The sequence below is a fragment of the Frankia sp. RB5 genome (assembly GCF_059816245.1).
The window spans coordinates 51231-71220 of sequence record NZ_JCBATA010000023.1 but is presented as its reverse complement, the minus strand read 5'-3'; the positions used below and the strand labels follow the sequence as shown (position 1 = coordinate 71220).

Genomic DNA, 19990 nt, shown 5'->3' with positions numbered 1-19990 from the left:
CCGCGGGGTCACAGGCGCCGCGGCCTGGCCGGCGGGCCCGACCGGAGCCAGTCGTCGAGCAGACGCACCAGCCCGGTCGGGTACACCGTCTCCGTCGTCGCCCGCAGGTCGGGCACGCTCCACCAGGCCCAGCCGAGGATGGAGCGCTGCTCGGTCGCCGTCCACGAGGACGGGTCGAGGACGAGCCGGCGCGGCACCCGGGCGACGTAGAACGTCTCGGCCTGCCGGTAGTCCTCGCCCAGGTAGGTGAAGGACGCCCGGCGGGTGGCGACGGGCGGGCCGGGGTCGTCGAGGCGGTAGCCGACCTCCTCGAAGACCTCGCGGACGGCGGCCGCCGCCGGCGTCTCGCCGGGGTCGAGGCCGCCGCCGGGGACGTGCCACCACTGCGGCGCGGCCTCGAGGGTCGGGTCGTGGGAGCGGATGAGCAGGATCGTGTCGGTGGGGTCGACGAGCACGACTCGCGCGGCCCGGCGGGTTCGCGACGGCACGCTGTCGTGTCTACAGGCCGACGGGGGCCTCGCGCAGGCGTTCCACGTCGGCATCGTCGCCACGCAGCTCGACCCGGGCCACCCGCCCGCGGCCGAAGGCGTAGAGCACGATCTCCTCCGGCAGGCCGACGATCTCCACCGCCGGCGGGCCGGAACGCAGGGTGCGCCGCCCGGGGCGGTCGACCCGCTCGGCGACGACTCCGACGCCGGCGCGGCGGAACCCGGCGAACCCGACCAGCCGCAGCGCCGCCCACATCGCGTCGCGGCTGGTGGCATCCAGCTCCCGCGGCTCCCAGCCGGCGCCGGCGCGGCGGACGTCTTCGGCGTGGACGAAGAACTCGATGAGGTTCGTCGCGTCGTCGACCGGGCCGATGCGGCTCGGCTGCCACCAGGGCGGGCCTGACCGGAAGGTCTCGACAAGCTCCGGGTAGGTGTGGGCGCGCATCGTGGCCCGCTCAGCCCGCTCGGTGAGGCCGTGCAGGCAGGGGATCAGCAGGCCGGGCGCGGCCCAGGGCACCCGCTCCCGAGCCACGAGGTGGGCCGCCAGGTCGTGGTTCGTCCAGCCCGCGCAGAGGGTGGGATGGCCCGGGCCCAGCTCGCCGAGCAGTTCGGCCAGCGCCTGGCGCTGCAGGCGGGCGCGGCGGGTCACGGGTTGCGGTCCGGTGGCCATGTCCGCACTCTAGGCGACGCATGGCCGGAAACGTGGCTCGCGCGGCGTCCTACTGCCCGGGCAGGCGGGCGACGGTGATGAAGAAGTCGTCGATGTGGCGGACGACGGCGACGAACCGCTCGAAGTCGACGGGCTTCGTGACGTAGGCGTTGGCGTGCAGGTCGTAGCTGCGCAGCACGTCCTCCTCCGCCTCGGAGGTGGTGAGCACCACCACCGGGATCCGCCGCAGCCGCTCGTCGTTCTTGACCTCGCGCAGCACCTCCCGGCCATCGCGGCGCGGCAGGTTGAGGTCGAGCAGGATCAGGTCGGGGCGCGGTGCCCCGGCGTAGCGGCCCTCGCCGCGCAGGTAGGCGAGCGCCTCCTCGCCGTCGCTGACCACGTTCAGGTGGTTGCGCAGCCTGTGTTCCTCGAACGCCTCCCGGGTCATGAGGACGTCGCCGGGGTCATCCTCGACGAGCAGTACCTCGACCGGGACGATCGGCTCGGTCACGGTGTTCCTCCGGCTGGACTGACGGTGCCGTCCCCGTGGACCAGGGCGGCGGGCTCGGTCATCGGGACGAGCACCGAATGGCGGGGCAGGGTGAACCGGAACGTGGTGCCCGGGCGGGCCTCGGCGTCGAGCCAGATGCGCCCACCGTGGAACTCGACGATCTTCCGGCAGAGCGCCAGCCCGATGCCGGTGCCTTCGTACACCTCGCGGCCGTGCAGGCGCTGGAAGATGACGAAGATCTTTTCAGCATATTCGGGATCGATGCCGATGCCGTTGTCCGCGCAGGAGAACTCCCACTCGTCCGCCCGCTGCTCGACCCCGACGTGCACCGTCGGCAGCGCCTCGCCGCGGAACTTCAGCGCGTTGCCGATGAGGTTCACCAGCAACTGGGTGAGCAGTACCGGATCGCCCCGCACGGTCGGCAGCTCGGCCGCGGTGACCTCGGCCCGCAGGCTCTCGATCCTCATCGACAGGGTCGTGGTGGCCCGGGTGAACAGCTCACCCAGCTCCACCTCGACGAAGCTCTCGCTGGTGCGCCCGACCCGGGAGAAGGCCAGCAGGTCGTTGATGAGCTGCTGCATCCGCTTGGCGCCGTCGACGGCGAAGGCGATGTACTGGGTGCCGCGCTCGTCGAGCTTGTCACCGTAGCGGCGCTCCAGCAGCTGGCAGAAGCTCGCCACCTTGCGCAGCGGCTCCTGCAGGTCGTGCGAGGCGACGTAGGCGAACTGCTCCAGATCCCGGTTGGACTGGCGCAGCACCTCGGCCTGTGCCTCGACCGCGCTGCGCGCCGAGCGGGCGACGCCCAGCTCGCCGATGAGCTGCTGGCGCATCGACTCGACGTCGGCGGCGAGCGCCACGATGTCCGGCGGCCCGGTCGGCTCGACGATGTGATCGAGATGACCGGACGCGACGGTGCGCGCGTTGGCAGCGACCTGCTCGATCGGGCGGGTGACCCAGCTGCGCAGCGCCCAGGCGATCAGCCTCAGCAGGGCGACCAGCGCCGCGGCGGTGATCGCCAGCGCGATGACCAGGAAGCGCAGCGCGCTGTTGACCTCCCGGCGGGCCGTGGCCGCCCGGGCACGCAGCCCGGACTCGAGGTCGGTGGCGGCGGCGCGGACCGCGTCGAAACGGGTCTTGCCGAGCTCGAGCGGGACGGTGCGGGCCGCCGCCGGGCCGCGGGCGCGCACCGCGGTGATCGCCGGGTCGGCGTAGTCGACGTGCCAGGCGCGGATGCGCGCCTCCAGCGCGGCGACCCGGCCCAACAGGTCCGGCTGGTCGGCCAGGCGGCGGCGCAGATCGTCCATACGCGCGCGTTCCACGGTGCGCCCGGTGTTGTACGGCGTGAGGAAGTCCTCGCTGCCCTGCAGCAGGTAGCCGCGCATCCCGGTCTCCTGGTCGACCAGGCTGCCGACGAGCTGGGTGGAACTCAGCAGGGCGGGGGCGAGCACGTCGCTGCGGGTGTGGATGGCGTCGTCGAGGCGCATCAGCGACCACGACACCAGCCCGACGAGGACGAGCATCACCGTCGCCGCCACCGTGTAGGTGACGCCGAGCCGCCGGCGCAGCGGCCAGCCGCCCACCGCCGGGTCGCCGATCCCCATCAGCCGATCCCCATCAGCCGGTTCCCATCAGTCGGCTCCCCATAGCAGCAGGATGAGGGCGACGTCGTCGGTGAGCGGGCCGCCGTTGCGGGCCTCGACGCGGTCGATCAGGTCGTCGAGCAGCGCCTCCGGCCCCGTCTCCGGCCACAGCCGGGCGATCTCCGGCAGCACGCCCTCCCAGCCCAGCGGCTCGCCGCCGGGGCCGTCGCGGCCCTCCAGCAGGCCGTCGGTGGCCAGCAGCAGCGCCCAGCCGGGGCCGAGTTCGACGAGCACCTCCTCGGTCAGATCCTCGTCGAGGATGCCCAGGGCGGGGCCGACGACGCCGCCCGGCAGCGCGGCGAGGCTCGGGTGCAGCAGGGCCGGCGGCGGATGGCCGGCCAGGCGCATGCGGGCGCTCGCCCGGTCGGGCGCGATCGACAGCGCGCAGACGGTGGCGAAGATCTCGTCGTGTTCCCGCTCGCTGACCAGCACCCGCTGGAGATACCCCAGCCGGTCGGCCTCGTCGACCCCGGCGAGCACCAGGGTGCGCCACGCGATGCGCAGGCTGACCCCGAGGGCCGCCTCGTCCGGCCCGTGCCCGCAGACGTCGCCGAGCAGCACGTGCACCGTGCCGTCGGGGGTCGACACCATGTCGTAGAAGTCGCCGCCGAGCAGGGACTGGCGCCGGCCGGGCCGGTAGCGGGCGGCCAGGCGCAGCCGGTCGTCGTCGTAGAGCGGGCGGGGCAGCAGGCCGCGTTCGAGCCGGGCCCGCTCGTGGGCGCGCAGCTCCGACTCGCGCAGGGCCTGGGCGGCCGTGTCGGCCCGCTTGCGCTCGATCGCGTAGCGCACGGCGCGCACCAGGTCACGCCCGTCGACCTGGCCCTTGACCAGATAGTCCTGCGCGCCGGCGGCCACCGCCTGCGCGCCCCGGTACTCGTCGACGAGGCCGGTGAGCACGACGACCGGGGCGCCGGACTCGACCTCCAGCAGCCGCTTCAGGGCGGACAGGCCCTCGCTGTCGGGCAGGCCCAGGTCCAGCAGGACGCAGGCGGTGCCGGCGCTGCCCCGCACCGCCTCGGCCACGGTGCGCACCCGGGTCACCTCGACCGGCGCCGCGGCCTCGTCGAGCAGCTCGGACACCAGGTAGGCATCCGCGTCATCGTCCTCGACGAGGAGAATCGGCCAGACCACCTCTGCCGGCCTGGGCTGGGGCGCACGGACCGCGGCGCTCTCGGTTCGGCTCACATCTCCTCGGCAGTGCACGACGTGCGGGCCATACCGGCCCAACCTGGACCCGAAGCATGGCATGGCGAGGGGCGAACGCGCGCAGCGAAATGGCGGACGGGCTGCCCGGTCCCACGGCTACCCGACCAAGGTCAGCACACTTTCACCCTCAGGTCAGCCCGGCGGAGCGCCGAGCGGGATCATCCGCGGGCGCGGCCCGGCCCGGAGTCTGCCATTCGGGGGCGGGCGAGGTCGGCCGGCCCAGCAGGTACCAGCCCCATAGGCCGGCGGGCGCGGGGGCTCGCACCGGAGCGCCAGCGACCTCGCGGGCATCCATCACATCCAGTGCGTGGTCGAAGGTACCGAGCAGCCGGATGGCGAGCCGGCCGCCGAAGATCCCGCCGTGGCCGAGGTGCGGGTGCGGACGGGTGGGGGCGTGGCGCATGGCGTCGGCGAACCGCTCGTGCAGGCGGGCCCGCTCGGAATCCGAGAGCCGCTCGTCGAGCTCGCGCAGCAGGCCGTCCTCGGCTCGCGCGTGCTCGGCGAGCAGGGCCGCGAGGTCCCGGCGCAGGCTGGCGACGCTGTCCGGCGGATGGTTGAGGTCACCCTGCACGTACTGCTCGATGCCGCGCATCACCGACGAGCAGCGCCGGGCCAGCCGGCCGAGTTCGGCGACCCGCGCCCGGCCGCCGGGCACCGTTCGGGCGAGCTCCGGGTAGACGACGGCCTCCATCGCGCTGAGGTGGGCGGAGATGGCGGCGACCGCGGCGTCGCTGGCGTGCAGGGCCTGCCGTGGATCGCTCGGCGGGGCGTCCGGCGCGCCGGCCGCGTCACCGTGCTCACGGGACAGCTCCACGAGGTGACGGGCGTCCTTGTGCGCCGCGTCCACCAGAGTCGTCAAGGCCTCAACCATGATCACCTCACCGGAATGACACCAGATATCTACGCAGGGTCGCCAACACGGCCAAGGTACGCCTTCGACATCAAGATCGCACTCTGGAATCAGCTACACAGAGTGATGATATCCCGACCAACCGTGCGAGACGTCCGCCGGGATGTCTACCGTGAGAGAGGTTTCGACTACGATTGCCCCCATGGTTGCCAGTAACGTCCCCATGGCCCGGGACCAGGCAGTATTCGCCGCTCGCTCGCGCCTCGCCGGGGCGCGCCGCCGGTTCGTCGGCCACGACCTGCCACCTCTGGGCAGTCTGATCGTCCGTCACCAGGTGACGGTGCCGGACGGGGTCGAGTGGCCCTGGGCCCGGGTGTCCAGCTGGCCGCACCCCGCCCTGTTGCGCGGGCGCAGCCTCACCGACGGCACACACCCGTCACTCGCCCACATCCGGATGGGCCTGCCGCTGCGCATCCACAGCGACGACCTCGTCGACTGGGCGATCATCGACGCGCGCGGCGAGATCGTGACCGGGGCGTGGACCCGCAGGCTGCGCGCGCCCGCCGCGTCTCCCACCTGACCCGCGGGGACCCATCAGCGGGCCGGTCTCCACGGCGGGACGGGCCATTCAGTGGGCGAGGAACCCCTCCACGTCGTCGATGACGAGGCGCTCGTCCTCGACGACGAGGCCGCCGACGTCCGCGAAGCCCTCCGGTCCGGGCGCCGCCAGCACGATCGAGCCGGCGCCGTGGTGGACCGTCAGCCGCCGCCCGAGCGTGACGGCGAGCAGCATCGTCGCCGAGCCGCAGGCCTCGTCCTCGGCCACCCCGTGGCGCGAGCCGAAGGCCCGGGCCCGCACGATGCCCGCCGGCTCGTCCAGCCAGGCCCAGACCTGCTCGAGATCCTCGCCGACCGGGCGGGGCAGGGTGAGAGCGTCGACCGCGGCCGCGTCGGCGAGCTGGCGATGTCTCCAGGGCGGCACGGTGGCCAGCGGCACCCGAACCCAGACCCGGCCCTGGTCCTGCCAGCTCGCCGCGTCCCCGCCGGTGGGGCGCAGCACCGCCGGGTGGCCACCGAGGATGCGCCCGAGCTTCCAGGCAGCGCCGACCAGGGCGTCGCCGGCGGTCGGCAGTTCCCCGCCGGGCGTGTAGACCGCGAGCTCCGCCTGCTCGGCATCGTCCACGAACACCGTGGCCGGCAGGCCGAGACCGTGGGCGATCCGCTCCCGCTCATCAGGCTCGGGAAACCGCTTGCCGGCGTCGAGGACCACGACGAGCAGACTGCCCGCGGCGCCGGTCTCGTCCGTGAACACCCGCAGCCTGCGAACCTCTGTCTCGGTCATCTCACCCTCCCGTCGCCGGCGTTCCCCGCCCACGCTGGCACAGTCGGCGGGCATCCGGGTACATCGCGAGCCGTGGATCACCTCGCGATGCCGGCCAGCGCCTTGCCACCATGAGGCTAGGCCCAGGTCAGGTCAGATCGGGTCAGGCCGGTCGGGCAGCGGGGAAAGAGCGAGGGAAAGAGGCGAGCGTGCGAGACGACGCGACGCACACGCACACGCACACGACGCGGGCGGAGCCACCCGGTGACCGCGCGGCCCCGCCCGGCACGGACCAGGCCGGCACGGACCAGGCCGGCACGGACCAGGCCGGCACGGACCAGCCGGGCGGGAGTCCGCCGGGCGGGAGTCCGCCGCGGCCCGGGCGGGGCGAGGAGCATCCCGTCCTCGACGCCCTGGAACACGCCTCGGCGAACGCGCACCGCCTGGCCGGCGCGCTGAGCCGGCCGGCGGTGTCGCTGGTGCGGGTCGGCCGCAAGCGCCGCCGGCCCCGGGGGGTCGAGATCCCGGCGACCCCGGACGGCCGGGTGATGGCCTGCGGCGTCTACAGCCACGGGCAGCGGGTGACGACGGAGGTCGACCACCGCGACGCGCTGCGCCTGGCCCGGACGGAGCGCGACGGCTTCGCCTGGCTCGGCCTGTTCGAGCCGACCTACGAGCAGCTCGTGGCGGTCGCCGAGGAGTATGGGCTGGACCTGCTCGCCGTGGAGGACGCGGTCACCGGCGGGCAGCGGCCCAAGCTGGAGTACTACGAGAACCACCTGTTCATGGTGCTCAAGACGACGACCTACGTCGCCCACACGGAGGTCACCGGAACCTCGGAGGTCGTCACCACCGGAGAGATCATGATCTTTCTCGGTGAGGACTTCGTCGTGACGGTGCGCCACGGCCAGCATGGCGAGATGACGAAGCTGCGGGGCCGGCTGGAGGCCGCCCCGGAGATGCTGCGGCACGGTCCCACCGCGGTGCTGCACGCGATCTGCGACAGCATCGTGGACGACTACGTGGACACGGTGGAAAAGATCCAGGTCGACATCGACCAGATCGAGGCCGGAGTGTTCCGGCGCGAACGCGCTCCGTCCACGGAAACCGCCTACCAGATGAAACGGGAGCTGCTGGAGCTCAAGCACGCCGTCCAGCCGCTGGCCGGGCCGCTGCGCACGCTCACCTCGGACAGCCCGCGCATGATCGACGTGGCCATGCGGCGGTACTTCCGGGACGTCGCCGACCACCTTGAACAGGTCAGTGAGCGCATCTCGCACTTCGACGAGCTGCTCTCGTCGGTTCTGCAGGCCACCCTGACCCAGCTCACCATCGCGCAGAACGAGGACATGCGCCGGATCAGCGCCTGGGTGGCGATCGCCGCCGTCCCCACCGCCCTGGCAGGAATCTACGGAATGAACTTCGAGCACATGCCGGAACTGCGCCAGACCTGGGGATATCCGGCCGTTCTCACGCTGATGGCCGTGGCCTGCCTGTTTCTCTATCGGGCGTTCAAGCGCAACGGCTGGCTGTAGGACGTGTTCGCCGCCCACACGGGCGGCGCGGGTCCGGTCGCGGGCCGCGGGCAGCCCCACCCGACCCGCGGCAACCGGCCGATCTGTCACACACGGTGATAGGTTGCCGACAGTGCGCCGGACCGGGTGCGAGACGGCCGGCCCGGCGGCATTCACCGCCGCGTCGGCTCGTTGGGTGTGAGTGGCGCGAGATCGGGCAAATGTCCATAGAAACAACATGTTGGGTGCTATAAGCCCTAAAATCGCTGGCGCGGGTAGCCGACCCATAGCTCTTTCTTGCCATGAGTCGACAGTCATGACGTATCCGTACGATGGGTTACACCCGGCCACCTTCGTCAGCTACCGTAACCAACCGTGTCGGAGCAGCCGGGACGCGTGCCTGCCGCTCGGTGTGGTCCCCACCGATCCCCCCACCCGCCAGGGGAGTACATGCCCTCGTCTGACCCCAAGCGGCGAGAGACCGCCACCCTCCCCGACCGGGGCGACCTCATCGCCGAGCTCGCGAGCCGCCTTGAGGACCTCGACACGCTCCTGAGCCGGCTGGAGGACGCCGAGCAGCAGGCCAAGGACGCCAGCGAGCACCTCGTGCGGACCCGGCGCTGGCAGGAGGACACCGTGCGGACCATCCAGGAGGAGCGGGCCCGCATGCGCCAGCGCCAGCACGCACTCGACGAGCTGGCCGACCGCGCCCGCGCCGCCGTCACCGCGCTGCGCCACCACCGGTCGCTGCCCCGCGAGGTCCACGAGCTCGCCGTCGAGCTTCAGGTGCTCGACGCCGCCGGCTTCCTCAGCCGGCGCGCGCGGGGGCGCTGACTCCCGGGCCACCGCGCCCTGCCGGGCCGCCGCAGCCATCCACCCGCCCGCGTCACCTTTCGGCGATCCCTCCGTCACGATCCGCGGCGACCTCGGGCCGGGCCGCCCTTCGCCGAACCCGCCTCCGGCGGCGTCCTGGACGCCCCGAGACGCTGCGGCGGGCCCGCGGCAAGCAATTACTTTCTGTTCTCGAACCGACTCAACCCGAAGCCGCACGACCGGGGTGGCACTCTCGTTCACCCCCTTCTCCGCATCCCTCCCAGGCCCTCGAATGCCCGCCAGAACCGCAGGACAGGAAGGGTTTTTCGGGATGGGGGGCCGATCCGGGACAGCGGTAGCCAGACTGGGAGAGGGCTTCGCGCGGCGGGCACATCAGCGCACACTGGCTGTAGTTGGGAAGGACTAGTGTTTACCCACCCCCTCCAAGTGGACTAGTCTCACGCCGACGTCACGACAACACCGGGCCGAACGCCGAATCCTGCCCCCGGCCCCGGTGTCCCCTCCGAGTCGTCACATGGGGCAGGAGCGGGGGACCCACCTCCACCGGCTGGCACCGATCCGCGGCGCCGGTCTAGGGGTGAAGTCCGAGGCGCGTGAAGGTCACGCCCTCGGACCGGGCAAGCCCAGCCCGAACCCGACAGCTCACTTCGCAGGCGTACGGGAAGGAATACACCGTTGTCCGCGCAAAGCGTGCAGCTCGACGAAGATTCGCGGATCGCAGGTCGCGGCCGTCACCGCGCCCCGTCCACCGCGCCGGTCGCCCGTAGCAGGGCCCGCGCTCGCGCCTTCGCCGCGATGACCACCGGGACCGTCGCGGTCTCCGGGGTGGCCCTGGCCGGCTGCGCCACTGACGTTCACGCCGCCGCCCCCTCGGACGAGTCGACGAACACGGCTCCGGTCACCCTGGCCGCGCAGATCGGTTCGCGCGCCGCCCTGGGTGGCAGCATCGCCGCGGCGGCCGTGAGTGCCCATGGCGGCACCTCCGGCGCGACGCTGGGCATGACGAACGGCGTCGACGCGCCGCCGCTGTCCGGCAAGATCCAGGTTGGTCTGCGGAGCACCACCCCCCAGCAGACCGTTGACGCCAACGAGGCGATCAACGTCGGGTTCTCGCTGTACAACCAGGCGACGAACGAGCCGCTCGCGAACCAGCTCGTCAAGGTCCAGGTGAAGCTCCCCACCGGGTGGGCCACCTTCAAGCACCTGCAGACGGACTCGCGCGGCTACGCCTCCTACACGGCGCGGGTGCTCACCACGACGAGCGTCACCGCCATCTTCGACGGCACCGACGCCCTGCAGTCCGCCCGCTCGTCCAACGACGCCACGCTGACGGTGGCCCCGCAGCCGACCGCCTCGGTCTCGCGGAGCGCCGGCGTGCGGGTCGACACCCCCGAGGTCAACGTCTCGGTGCCGGTGCCGACCAGCTCCATCGGCGAGAAGGCCGTCTACCTGGCCTCGCTGCAGGCGGGCAAGCCCTACGTCTACGGCGCCGAGGGGCCCAGCTCCTTCGACTGCTCCGGCCTCGTCCAGTACATCTACAAGCAGCTCGGCAAGACGGTGCCGCGGACGACGGACGCCCAGTTCGCCGCCTCTACCCGGGTCTCGATGTACAACAAGCAGCCCGGCGACCTGATCTTCCTCGGCACGCCCGGCAACATCTACCACGTCGGCATCTACGCCGGCGACGGCAAGATGTGGGTCGCGCCGCACACCGGTGACGTCGTGAAGCTCCAGAAGATCTACACGACCTCCTACTACGTCGGCCGAGTCCTCTAGGAGCCGTTCCCCGGCGTCCCAGACTCCCGGGTCGCGGCCTCCCCCCTCCGGCCGCGACCACCAGACAGAGTCCGTGCCGCCGGCTCGGCGCCTCGGCGCTCGCCGCCATGCGCTCTGACGCCCGCCACTCCATGTAGGCGTCGCTTCTTCGCCGTGTGGGTCACCATCGCCGCTGACCCGGACGAGTACCGCCCAGGACGAGCATCGGCCGGGCCCTGACACCGCCCGCCTGATCACGGTCCGCCTGGTCCCGCGGGGCGCCTCACGCCGTCCCCGTAGTTCGCCGTGCCCGACCGTGCCTGCCTGACCGTGCCTGCGCCTGACCCCGGCCGAAGTCGCGTCTCCTTCCGGCCGGACGGACGTCAGATCTCCCCCCCATCTGACGTCCGTCCGGCCGGAAGGCCCCCGACCCCGCCGGCCTTCCCTCGGATTCCCCCCCCATCCGCAGCGGAAGGCCGGCGGGCCTTCGGGAGCCACGGCCGCGGGTCCGTCGATGCCGCTACCCCCCTCCCGGCGGCATCGACGGACCCCGTTCTCCGTCATCACGGTGTGCCCAGGTGTGACAGTGCGCCCAGGTGTGACAGGTGCGCCCAGGTCACAGAACCCAGGTGTCACAGGCCAGCCGCTCGGCCCGCCCGGCCCACATCCGTACGGCGCGGGCCTGGACGGGCTGCTGGCGGGCCGTCAGGCGGTGGGCAGGCGGTGCGGTTCGGACGCCTTCCACAGCGCCTCGCTGACCTTCTTGTTCCACTTCGTCTCGGCCACCCGCTCCTGCGGGGCCCGAGCGGGGCAGGGGGACTGCGGCTCCTGGGTGAACTGCCCGACGACGCCGACGGCCGCGAAGACCGGCTTCGCGCCGCCGCAGACGGTCGTCTGGGCGAGCCGGGCGCCTTCACCGACGCCCCAGATGTACACCTGGTTCAGGTCGATCTTGCTCTTCCTGTCGGCGACGAAGCTGACCACGTCCCGGATGTACTGGGCGTCGGGGCTGTCCGGCCCGTCGATGCGCCACAGTCCACCGACCGCCTCCGGATAGGCGACCGCGAAGTCCTCGCTGTTCGCCACGGAGCCCGCGCCGCTGTCATGGTCAAGGTTCTTCGCGGCCGCGTTGTCGTCGTGCAGGATCAGCACGAGCGGGATCGGGTTCTTCGGATGGCCTGGTGCGTGCACGAGCAGCTCCCGCCCCGCCGAGCCGTACTCCTTCGGCATGGTGACCCGCTTGGTCTTGGTGCCACCGTTGTTGCCGATGAACAGATACAGCACGACGATGACCGCCGCGACGATGTACACGGTTCGCTTGTTCTTGCCCCACCAGCCGGCAAGGGGATTCGATGCCACGATCCAACCGAACCACACCGCCCGCCGGGAAACGCCGCAAACGCGTGATCAGATGACGCCCTGGCCGGCCCGTCGTGGGCCGGCGGCGAGGGCGTGGGACATCTGGGCGTGCGGCGTCAGGGCATGGGTCGCAGGGGCGGGCATGGGGCGTCAGGGCGTCAGGGCGTGACCAGCGCGCGGTGGCGGGCCTCGCGTAGCGCCACCGTCTCCGGCGGGCCGTCCAGCGGCCGCAGCGCACTGCCGTGGACGAAGCCGAGTAGCAGGTCGGCGAGGGCCGGGTTCTGCGCCAGCACCGGTCCGTGCAGGTAGGTGCCGATCACCCGGCCGTCGACGATGCCGTCGGTGCCGGGAGCGCCGCCGTGGTCGTCCGCACGGCCGCCGGCCTCCCCCCCGCCGGCGGCGGAGCCGTCTCCGACGCCGCGGCGCACGATGCCGAGCGGAAAGCCGCCCGCGCCGGGCAGCCGCCGGGTGCGCCCGCCGTGGTTCTCGTACCCGAACAGGGTAGGCAGGCCGAGCCGCGGGTCCGGCTCGACGACGATGTCGCCGACGGCGCGCGGGGGCGGCGCGGCGTCGGGCGGGCCGAACGAGCGGCGGGTCTCGATGTCGACGAGGCCGAGGCCCTCGTGGATCCGCCCGCCGGACGGGTAGCTGGTCCCGATCACCTGGTAGCCGGCGCAGACGGCCAGGACGGCCGCGCCGCCGCCGACCGCGCGCAGGATGGCCCGGTTCTGCCGGATGCCGTCGGCGGCGAGCACCTGCGGCGCGTCCTCGCCGCCGCCGAGCAGGTAGATGTCGCACCCGTCGGGCACCGGGGAGCCCGCGGGAACGTTGACCACCTCGGCCGGCAGACCCCGCCAGCGCAGCCGGCGGGCCAGCACGATGGCGTTGCCGCCGTCGCCGTAGGTGCCGAGCAGCTCGGGGTAGATCAGCGCGATCCTGGTCGCCGAGACGCCCCTCACCGGGAGCACCGGACCAGCAGGTCACGGAACGCGGTGTAGTTGGCGACCACGTCGACCACCTTCTCGTTCGCCGCGAGCGCGGCGGCCTCGGCGCTGGGATGCAGGCTGTGCGCCACCTCGGCGTACGCGAGCCGCACGCTCATGTCCTCCTTGCGCTCGCCGGTGACGAGCACCTGGCGGCCGCGCAGCCGTTCGAGCGGAACATCCCAGATCCAGGACGGATCGCGGCCGTCGGCGGTCTGCGAGTTGAAGTCGATGACGACGGGGCGCGGCGGAGCGTCGGCGAGCAGCTCCATCATCTCCACCCAGCCGGCCGGGTTCTTCGCCAGCAGCAGCCGACCCCGCCGGCCCGGCTCGCCGAGGACGACCTCCTGGTAACGGCCCTGGACGTCCCCAAGGCCGGTCATCGCGCCGAGCGACGCCTCGACCTCGACGCCGAACTCGCGGGCGGCCGCCGCCGCCATCGCCGCGTTGCCGAGGTTGACCCGGCCGGGCAGGTCGATGCGGGCGGGGATCGTCCGGCCGTACCAGAGCAGCTCCCGCGGGCCGGTGACGGCGACGATCGGCTCCGGGCGGGCCAGGCCGCACTCGGACCACCAGCCACTCTCGTTGCGGTACAGCAGCTTCGCGCACTGGGGGCAGACCATCGCGTCCGCCGTCCAGTTCTGGCCGGCCGACACCCACACCTGGCGCCGCCAGCCGGCGGCCGCCCAGGCGACCAGCGGATCGTCGACGTTCGCGACGACCGTCGTCTCCGGCAGTTCGCCGCCGAGCTCCCGCCACATCGCGGCGATGCGGCGCGTCTCGTTCGACCGGTCCAGCTGGTCGCGGCTGATGTTGAGCAGCAGCACCACCCGGGGGGTGATCTGCCGGGCGACCTTCGGCAGCCACATCTCGTCGACCTCGAGGGCCGCCGCGGCGTCGAACGGCGGGCGGGACAGCGCGGCCAGCACGCCCGGGGCCATGTTCGCGCCGCCGCTGTTCGAGGTGACCGGGCCGAGGGTGCCCAGCGCCCGGGCGAGCAGCCGGGTCGTCGTCGTCTTGCCGTTCGTGCCGGACACGCAGGCACTGGGCCGGTGGGAACCGACCTCGGCGAGCATCTCCGGGGAGACCCGCAGGGCGAGCTTGCCGCCGATCATCTCCCCCGAACCGCGGCCAAGGCGGCGCGACGCCTCGGCGGCCAGGCGTTCGACGGCGAGCGCGGCCTGGGTCCTGGCGGTGAACCTGCGCGGGAATGATGTCGTCATCGCGCTTTCTACAGTGCCACGAGGGTGGTGGGCTGCGAAGGCCACCCCCGCCTGTCGTTCGGAAACCTCACACTTGCCGCTGTTGCCGGCTTCGGTCGGCCGAGGAGGTGTCCCGCCCCGGACGTCCCCTTTCGCCGTCTCCATCACCGCAGGTGAATGAGGATGACCGTCCGTCCCCGCAGGAGGGGACACCGATAGTCACCTCGCGGCTGCGGCCGCGGGTGTCAACCGGACCTCGGTGGGGGAATCGACTCGGTGGCACGGTAGAACTCACCCGACGGGGTGAACCGGAATTCCCAGGACCGGCGCGCGGGGCGAGAATCACAGGCGGAACAGTCGCAGCGGGCTCGGCGGGGACGCGCCGCCCCGCCTACGGGTCCGCGAGCGGCCCGCGGTCCCGGTCGGCCGGGCACCCGGGGCACGGAAAGGACGTGAGGGCGCACAGTGACCACGAAGGCAGTCGCGATCGCGCGGGAGCACGGCCGCTGGTCCGTGCACGACATCGACCCGGCGGACGCCGAGAACCTCGACGACCTCACCGACGCGATGCGTGACTTCGGAGACGACACCATCGTGGCGTTCCTGGAGGAGGACGACGAGTACCTCGCGGTCGTCCGCCTCGGCGCCGACGATCCCGACACCAAGGTCTTCCTGTCCGACCGCCGGGTCCTCGTGACCTCCGAACTCGCCGAGCGCCTGTTCGCCGACGCCCTGCCGTCGATGGCCGCGTTCACCGAGGACGACGAGGACGACGACGCCTCGGCGCTCACCCAGGCCGCCCCCGTCGGCGACCTGGACCTGCTCGCCGACCTCGGCACGTCCGCCGAGGCGCTGCTGGAGCTGATCAGCGAGGAGGGCATGCTCCCCGCCGACCTGATCAGCGCCCTGAGCGAGCGCGCCGGCGCCGGGGAGATCCTCGACGACGCCCGTGGCTGATCCGCTCCACCACGCCGTGATGGGCACCCGCCAGGACGAGGACGTGTCCACCCGTCCGGGGACGCCCACCCGGGTGAGAACGCACCCCCGTACCAGCGTGCCCGGGAACGGCTCGTGACGGCGACGATCGCGGGGGGTCGCCACGACGCGGCGATGGGGCTGGCGCTCGCCGAGGCACGGTTGGCGCTGGCGCATGGGGACGTGCCCGTCGGGGCGGTCGTCGTCGCCGGCGACGGCACGGTGCTGGGAGCGGGCCACAACGCGCGCGAGCGCGACGGCGACCCGACGGCCCACGCCGAGGTGATCGCGCTGCGGGCGGCGGCACGCGCGGTCGGCGCCTGGCGGCTGGCCGGCGCCACCCTCGTCGTCACGCTCGAACCGTGCACGATGTGCGCGGGCGCGCTCGTGCTGGCCCGGGTCGACCGGCTCGTCTACGGCGCGTTCGACGACAAGGCCGGCGCGGTCGGCTCCCTGTGGGACGTCGTGCGCGACCGCCGTCTCAACCACCGCCCCGAGGTGATCGCCGGCGTCCGCGCCGACGAGTGCGGTGCCCTGCTCGCCTCCTTCTTCGCTGACCGCCGCCCGGACTCCGCCGGCCGGGCGCCGCTCGCCGAGCCGCCGACGCCATCAGAGGGGGGCGGCGAACCGGACGCTCTGGGCGTCCGGTAAGCTCATCCACGGTGGAGTCGCCTAGTGGCCGAGGGCGCACGCCTCGAAAGCGTGTGAGGGGGCAACCCCTCCGTGGGTTCAAATCCCACCTCCACCGCCCATCCGCCAGGTCCAGGCCTGGCGTTCGCCACCGGTAGACGACGAGCTGGGTCTCGGGCGTCCCCTAGGCCACGCCCTGGGGGCGTGATCTCCACGGCCAACTTCCCGTAAGCCGCATAGCGGGCGTACTTCCCGCAGGCGGGAAGGTGCGTGCAGGGGACAGCGACGCCGTGTCGCGAACACGCGGCTCCCTGTCCGTTCTGCCCCGAATATGCGACACGGGCCGCTGTGAAACTGCCGAGACGCTGTCACGACTCGCCGCGGCCAGGCACTCGAAGGTCACGGCCTGGTACACGCCCGCCCCGCCTGCCCGCCCGCCCGCGGCGGGCGACAGCCCGTCCCACCCCGGGTGGGCGAGACAGCTCCCCCTCGTCAACTTGCGGCGACTACGCAGCGTGAAATAGTCAGCCCGGGCAGTAATTCATTACTGACCATGGTTCCGGTGAACGCACGCCGGAGCCAGCTAGTCGCAGGACTGTCCATCAGTCGCACGACCGATGAGTCGGAGGCAATGGCATGGCGAGGATCGTCATTTTTGGTGCCGCGGGTCAGATCGGACGCCGCATCACTGACGAAGCGATTCGGCGGGGGCACGAGGTCACGGCGGTCGAGGTCGACGCCGCCCGCGTGAAGAAGCTCCCCCGCAAGGCGAACGGCGTCGAGGGTGACGTCACGTCGCGGGACGTCGTCCAGCGGCTGGCACAGGACGCGGACGCCGTCGTCGTCGCCGTGGGTGGTGTCGACCGTCCGGTGCACGCGAACGCGGCCCGGACCCTCGTCGACGTTCTGCCCCGCATCGGCGAGCAGGCCCCGGCCATCGTGCACGTCTCCAGCGGTGGCACGCTGGAGGACGAGAACGGTCAGCGGCTCGTCGACGGCTCCGACTTCCCGGCGGCCGAGCGCAAGGACGCGCTCGACCAGGCGGACGCGCTCGACGTCTACCGCGGGGCCCGCAACGTGCGGTGGGTCGCCATCGCCCCGCCGCCGCGCAACGTCGGCCAGGGCCAGCGCCGCGGCGCCTACCGCACCGGCACCGACCGTCCCGTGGTCGACGCCCAGGGCCAGGTCGGCATCTCGCACGAGGACTTCGCGATCGCGGTCGTCGACGAGATCGAGCGGCCACGCAACCGCAACCGGCGCATCACGGTGGGCAACTGAACCCACGCTGAGTGCCATCCCGTGGCCAATGGCGACCACGGGTGACACGGCGCACCGGCGGCCCCGTCGACGATGCCGGTTTGGTTGACCGGTGCGCCGGCCCGGGTGGCGCGGGTGGACAGGGCAATTCGCCCGTCCGCTCCGCGCCGCCCGGGCCATTCACGTTTTCCGGCCGTTTCCGCGGGCGCCGTCGAGGCCCGCGGAACATCCTTCAGGACTTCAGGACGTCCGTCAGGACATCCTTCAAGGCATCTTTCAAGGCATCCCTCAGGACATCCCTCAGGACATCGTCGTGAGGATCGCCTCGATGTCGCCGGGTGTGGTCCGCGGGTTCACGATGGCGAAACGGGCGACCGTCTCGCCGTCGTGCCGGGTCGGCGGCACGAACGCGAATCCGGCCCGCAGCAGACTGCCGCTCCAGCGGTGATAGTCGACCTCGTCCCAGCCACGCCGGCGGAACACCACGACGGACAGCTGCGGCGGGCGGACGAGTTCCAGGTCGGGACGGGCGGCGATCTGCTCGGCCGCGGACCTGGCGGTGGCCAGGGTCGTCTCCACCGCGTTCGCGTAGGCGTGGGTGCCATGGGTGGCGAGCGAGAACCAGAACGGCAACCCGCGGGCTCGCCGCGACAGCCCGATCGCGTAGTCGGACGGATTCCAGTTCGCCGCCGAATCGAGCACGTCGAGATATCCGGCCCGTTGCGGGCTGTGTGCCGCGCGCGCCACGGCGGGATCTCGGTACACCAGCGCGCACGCGTCGAACGGCGAGAACAGCCACTTGTGCGGGTCGACGATGAACGAGTCGACCTCGGCGATGCCGTCGAACAGCGGGCGTGCCGACGGGGCGGCGAGCGCGGCGAGGCCGTACGCGCCGTCCGCGTGCACCCACAAACCGCGCCCGCGCGCCACCTCGACGATGCCCCGCAGGTCGTCGACGATGCCGAACTGGGTCGTCCCCGCGGTCGCCACCACGGCGAACACACCGTCCGCGAACGCGTTCCCGCCGCAGCCGCCTCCCACGGGCGGGCCGGTCCGGGGTGGCGCCGCCTCTGCCATGGCGTCGAGCGCCGCGGCGAGGCGGGAGCCGGTCAGCCGGCCGTCCACACCGGACGGGACGGCCACGAGGTCGACGTCGAGGACGGATGCGGCCTGGTAGAGCGAGGAGTGCGCCTCCTCGCCGCAGACGAACCGCCACCGCGACGGCTGCGGTGATCCGGCCGCCGCCAGCCGCTCCCGCGCCGCGTGGCGGGCGGCGGCGAGCGCCGACAGGTTCCCGACCGTGCCGCCGGGCACGAACACACCGCCGGCCTCGGCGGGCAGGCCGGCCAGATCCGCCAGCCAGCGCAGCGCCTCGTTCTCGGCGTGTATGGCGCCCGCGCCCTCCATCCAGCTCCCGCCGTAGATGGACGACGCGCCGACCACAAGGTCGAACAACACCGCCGCGCGGGTGGGCGCGGCCGGAATGAACGCGAGATTGCGCGGATGATCGGCGGAGATGCAGGCCCGGGCCAGCACCTCGTCGAAGATCTCCAGCGCGCGGCGACCGCCGATACCCTCCGGCGTGATCGTCGGCCCGGCGCGGGCGGTCAGTTCCGCCGGCGAGGCCGGACCATCGAGGGGAACCGGATCGAACCCGAGCCGCAGCCGGGTAACGTCGAACACCGCCCGCAGCAGATCGGCCGTCTCGGCGTCAAACTGGTGCACGTCGACGGAAACTCGACCGACCAGAGCAGACCCCGGTTCTTACGCCTCCGACCGGCCGCGCTGGCGCTTGAAGAGGAAGCCGCCACCCACGAGCGCAACCAGCAGGATGATCGCACCGACACGCTTCACAACGAACCTCCACGATGAGGACTCACGCTACGCTGAACGGCTGATCCGGGCCCATCCGCCACGTGACGGACAGATACCGCGCGCATCGCCTGACCGGTCGTCCACAACGATACGGCGACCCGGCGGCGATGCCTTCATGCCGTTGGAATCCGAGCATGCCATGAAGGACGCCCGGGTGCGCGACCGGCCCGCCAGAATTACGGGCTCCTCCCCGCTCCAGGGCTCGGACAGGGGCCGTATCCCAGGGCAATCCTCCCCGAATCTGTCGCCTTGACGACGTTTTCGCCCGCCTGCCGGCCGTGGGTGGGCCCCGGGTGTGCCGGGGCCCGCCGAACCATGCCGCACTGTCGTGAGAACAGCGCAGGGCCACCCGGCCACGACGTACCGTCAACCGGCCGGCCGCGATCCCACGGGCGGCGAGGGCGCCGCACCCTCGTGCTCGGCGACGAGGGCCGCCAGGACGTCGGCGTGGCACGGCTCGCCCGGCGGGCACCAGCAGCCCAGCCGGTGGCCGGCGAGCGCCGGCAGCTCCGCCAGCCGCTCCGCCCGGGAGTAGCGCCGGCCGGCCCGGTCGCGGCACTCGTCCGGCCCGTCGCCCGACATCCAGGCGGCGTAGCGGGCGATGGCCCGGTCCCGGCCCATCTCCCGCTGGTCGAACGGGTTGCCCCACCGGGTGGGACGGGCGACCACGACGACGTCGTCGGGCTTGCGCCAGCCGGCCGCCCGGGAGAGTCGGACATGGACACGCGGCGCGGTCATCGCACCCTCCCTCCCCCGCGGGGACACGCCACCGGCCGCCCTGGGCGCGGCCGGCCCCGCCGCGGAGCCACCACGGATGTCCCCGCCACGCGCCGCGGAAACCACCCGTCAACATCCGGATCACCTCAGACATTCACCTTCGGGTAAGCGACACGCCAGCGATGGGACACTGCCCGTTCATCTCACCGAATTCCAGCGCCGGC

General features: G+C 72.6%; 19 protein-coding genes, 1 tRNA gene and 1 riboswitch. Of the genes, 8 read left to right on the top strand and 12 right to left on the bottom strand.

Translation table 11 applies throughout. The annotated features are described in order from the left end of the window. Positions 1 to 8 precede the first annotated feature (8 nt). From AC6EXY_RS14580 to AC6EXY_RS14555, 6 genes are all read right to left on the bottom strand, one after another. Positions 9 to 488 carry an NUDIX hydrolase gene (locus tag AC6EXY_RS14580; RefSeq protein WP_243407891.1) on the bottom strand — a complete coding sequence of 160 codons (480 nt, stop codon included), beginning with the start codon at positions 486 to 488 and terminating at the stop codon, positions 9 to 11. A 10-nt stretch (positions 489 to 498) separates the two neighbouring features. After that, complete coding sequence (locus tag AC6EXY_RS14575) at positions 499 to 1158, bottom strand: TIGR03085 family metal-binding protein (RefSeq protein ID WP_101833604.1); 660 nt, start codon at positions 1156 to 1158, stop codon at positions 499 to 501. A gap of 49 nt (positions 1159 to 1207) precedes the next feature. Next, positions 1208 to 1648, bottom strand: a complete 441-nt coding sequence (locus AC6EXY_RS14570; RefSeq protein WP_499817474.1) for a response regulator — start codon at positions 1646 to 1648, stop codon at positions 1208 to 1210. Continuing rightward, positions 1645 to 3249 carry a sensor histidine kinase gene (locus AC6EXY_RS14565; RefSeq protein ID WP_101833606.1) on the bottom strand — a complete coding sequence of 535 codons (1605 nt, stop codon included), beginning with the start codon at positions 3247 to 3249 and terminating at the stop codon, positions 1645 to 1647. The genes AC6EXY_RS14570 and AC6EXY_RS14565 overlap by 4 nt, the downstream gene beginning before the upstream one ends. 27 nt (positions 3250 to 3276) lie before the next feature. Then, positions 3277 to 4473 carry a PP2C family protein-serine/threonine phosphatase gene (locus tag AC6EXY_RS14560; protein ID WP_101833607.1) on the bottom strand — a complete coding sequence of 399 codons (1197 nt, stop codon included), beginning with the start codon at positions 4471 to 4473 and terminating at the stop codon, positions 3277 to 3279. A gap of 148 nt (positions 4474 to 4621) precedes the next feature. Then, the gene (locus AC6EXY_RS14555) at positions 4622 to 5353 is read right to left on the bottom strand and encodes a hemerythrin domain-containing protein (protein WP_499817473.1); all 732 of its coding nucleotides are present in this window, start codon (positions 5351 to 5353) and stop codon (positions 4622 to 4624) included. A gap of 193 nt (positions 5354 to 5546) precedes the next feature. Between AC6EXY_RS14555 and AC6EXY_RS14550 the strand changes: the two genes are divergently transcribed. Then, positions 5547 to 5924, top strand: a complete 378-nt coding sequence (locus tag AC6EXY_RS14550; protein WP_243407893.1) for a hypothetical protein — start codon at positions 5547 to 5549, stop codon at positions 5922 to 5924. Between the two features lie 48 nt (positions 5925 to 5972). Here the strand turns inward: AC6EXY_RS14550 and AC6EXY_RS14545 are convergent, their stop codons facing one another. Next, on the bottom strand, positions 5973 to 6686 hold the full coding sequence (locus AC6EXY_RS14545) for a PhzF family phenazine biosynthesis protein (protein ID WP_101833631.1): 714 nt from the start codon (positions 6684 to 6686) through the stop codon (positions 5973 to 5975). 188 nt (positions 6687 to 6874) lie between these two features. On the opposite strand from AC6EXY_RS14545, the gene corA reads away from it, so the two are divergent. The 3 genes from corA (at position 6875) to AC6EXY_RS14530 (ending at position 10789) form a co-directional block, all read left to right on the top strand. Then, positions 6875 to 8200, top strand: coding sequence for a magnesium/cobalt transporter CorA (gene corA, locus AC6EXY_RS14540; RefSeq protein ID WP_499817472.1), 1326 nt, complete (start codon positions 6875 to 6877; stop codon positions 8198 to 8200). Between the two features lie 429 nt (positions 8201 to 8629). Beyond that, the gene (locus AC6EXY_RS14535) at positions 8630 to 9013 is read left to right on the top strand and encodes a hypothetical protein (protein WP_101833609.1); all 384 of its coding nucleotides are present in this window, start codon (positions 8630 to 8632) and stop codon (positions 9011 to 9013) included. Positions 9014 to 9503: 490 nt separating this feature from the next. Next, positions 9504 to 9683, top strand: a riboswitch (cyclic di-AMP (ydaO/yuaA leader). A 5-nt stretch (positions 9684 to 9688) separates the two neighbouring features. Next, positions 9689 to 10789 (top strand): C40 family peptidase, encoded by a 1101-nt coding sequence (locus AC6EXY_RS14530; protein WP_207770469.1) that lies wholly within the window; start codon positions 9689 to 9691, stop codon positions 10787 to 10789. 684 nt (positions 10790 to 11473) lie between these two features. Here AC6EXY_RS14530 and AC6EXY_RS14525 read toward each other — a convergent pair. The 3 genes from AC6EXY_RS14525 to AC6EXY_RS14515 form a co-directional block, all read right to left on the bottom strand. Then, positions 11474 to 12127 (bottom strand): alpha/beta hydrolase family protein, encoded by a 654-nt coding sequence (locus tag AC6EXY_RS14525; RefSeq protein WP_499817471.1) that lies wholly within the window; start codon positions 12125 to 12127, stop codon positions 11474 to 11476. Between the two features lie 158 nt (positions 12128 to 12285). Next, positions 12286 to 13086, bottom strand: a complete 801-nt coding sequence (locus AC6EXY_RS14520; RefSeq protein WP_101833634.1) for a type 1 glutamine amidotransferase — start codon at positions 13084 to 13086, stop codon at positions 12286 to 12288. Next, the gene (locus tag AC6EXY_RS14515; protein WP_101833611.1) at positions 13083 to 14333 is read right to left on the bottom strand and encodes a MurT ligase domain-containing protein; all 1251 of its coding nucleotides are present in this window, start codon (positions 14331 to 14333) and stop codon (positions 13083 to 13085) included. Before AC6EXY_RS14515 ends, AC6EXY_RS14520 begins: the two co-directional genes overlap by 4 nt. 444 nt (positions 14334 to 14777) lie before the next feature. Between AC6EXY_RS14515 and AC6EXY_RS14510 the strand changes: the two genes are divergently transcribed. From AC6EXY_RS14510 to AC6EXY_RS14495, 4 genes are all read left to right on the top strand, one after another. Then, positions 14778 to 15269: a tRNA adenosine deaminase-associated protein gene (locus AC6EXY_RS14510; protein WP_101833612.1), complete on the top strand. Its 492-nt coding sequence runs from the start codon at positions 14778 to 14780 to the stop codon at positions 15267 to 15269. Positions 15270 to 15422: 153 nt separating this feature from the next. Next, the gene (gene tadA / locus AC6EXY_RS14505; protein ID WP_101833613.1) at positions 15423 to 15938 is read left to right on the top strand and encodes a tRNA adenosine(34) deaminase TadA; all 516 of its coding nucleotides are present in this window, start codon (positions 15423 to 15425) and stop codon (positions 15936 to 15938) included. Between the two features lie 10 nt (positions 15939 to 15948). Further along, positions 15949 to 16035: transfer RNA gene (locus AC6EXY_RS14500), tRNA-Ser, on the top strand. 518 nt (positions 16036 to 16553) lie between these two features. Next, complete coding sequence (locus AC6EXY_RS14495) at positions 16554 to 17195, top strand: NAD(P)-dependent oxidoreductase (protein WP_101833614.1); 642 nt, start codon at positions 16554 to 16556, stop codon at positions 17193 to 17195. Positions 17196 to 17474: 279 nt separating this feature from the next. Here AC6EXY_RS14495 and AC6EXY_RS14490 read toward each other — a convergent pair whose 3' ends face one another. Beyond that, positions 17475 to 18899 carry a pyridoxal phosphate-dependent decarboxylase family protein gene (locus AC6EXY_RS14490; protein ID WP_101833615.1) on the bottom strand — a complete coding sequence of 475 codons (1425 nt, stop codon included), beginning with the start codon at positions 18897 to 18899 and terminating at the stop codon, positions 17475 to 17477. 516 nt (positions 18900 to 19415) lie between these two features. Beyond that, positions 19416 to 19787, bottom strand: a complete 372-nt coding sequence (locus AC6EXY_RS14485; RefSeq protein ID WP_101833616.1) for a DUF4326 domain-containing protein — start codon at positions 19785 to 19787, stop codon at positions 19416 to 19418. Positions 19788 to 19990: the final 203 nt, after the last annotated feature.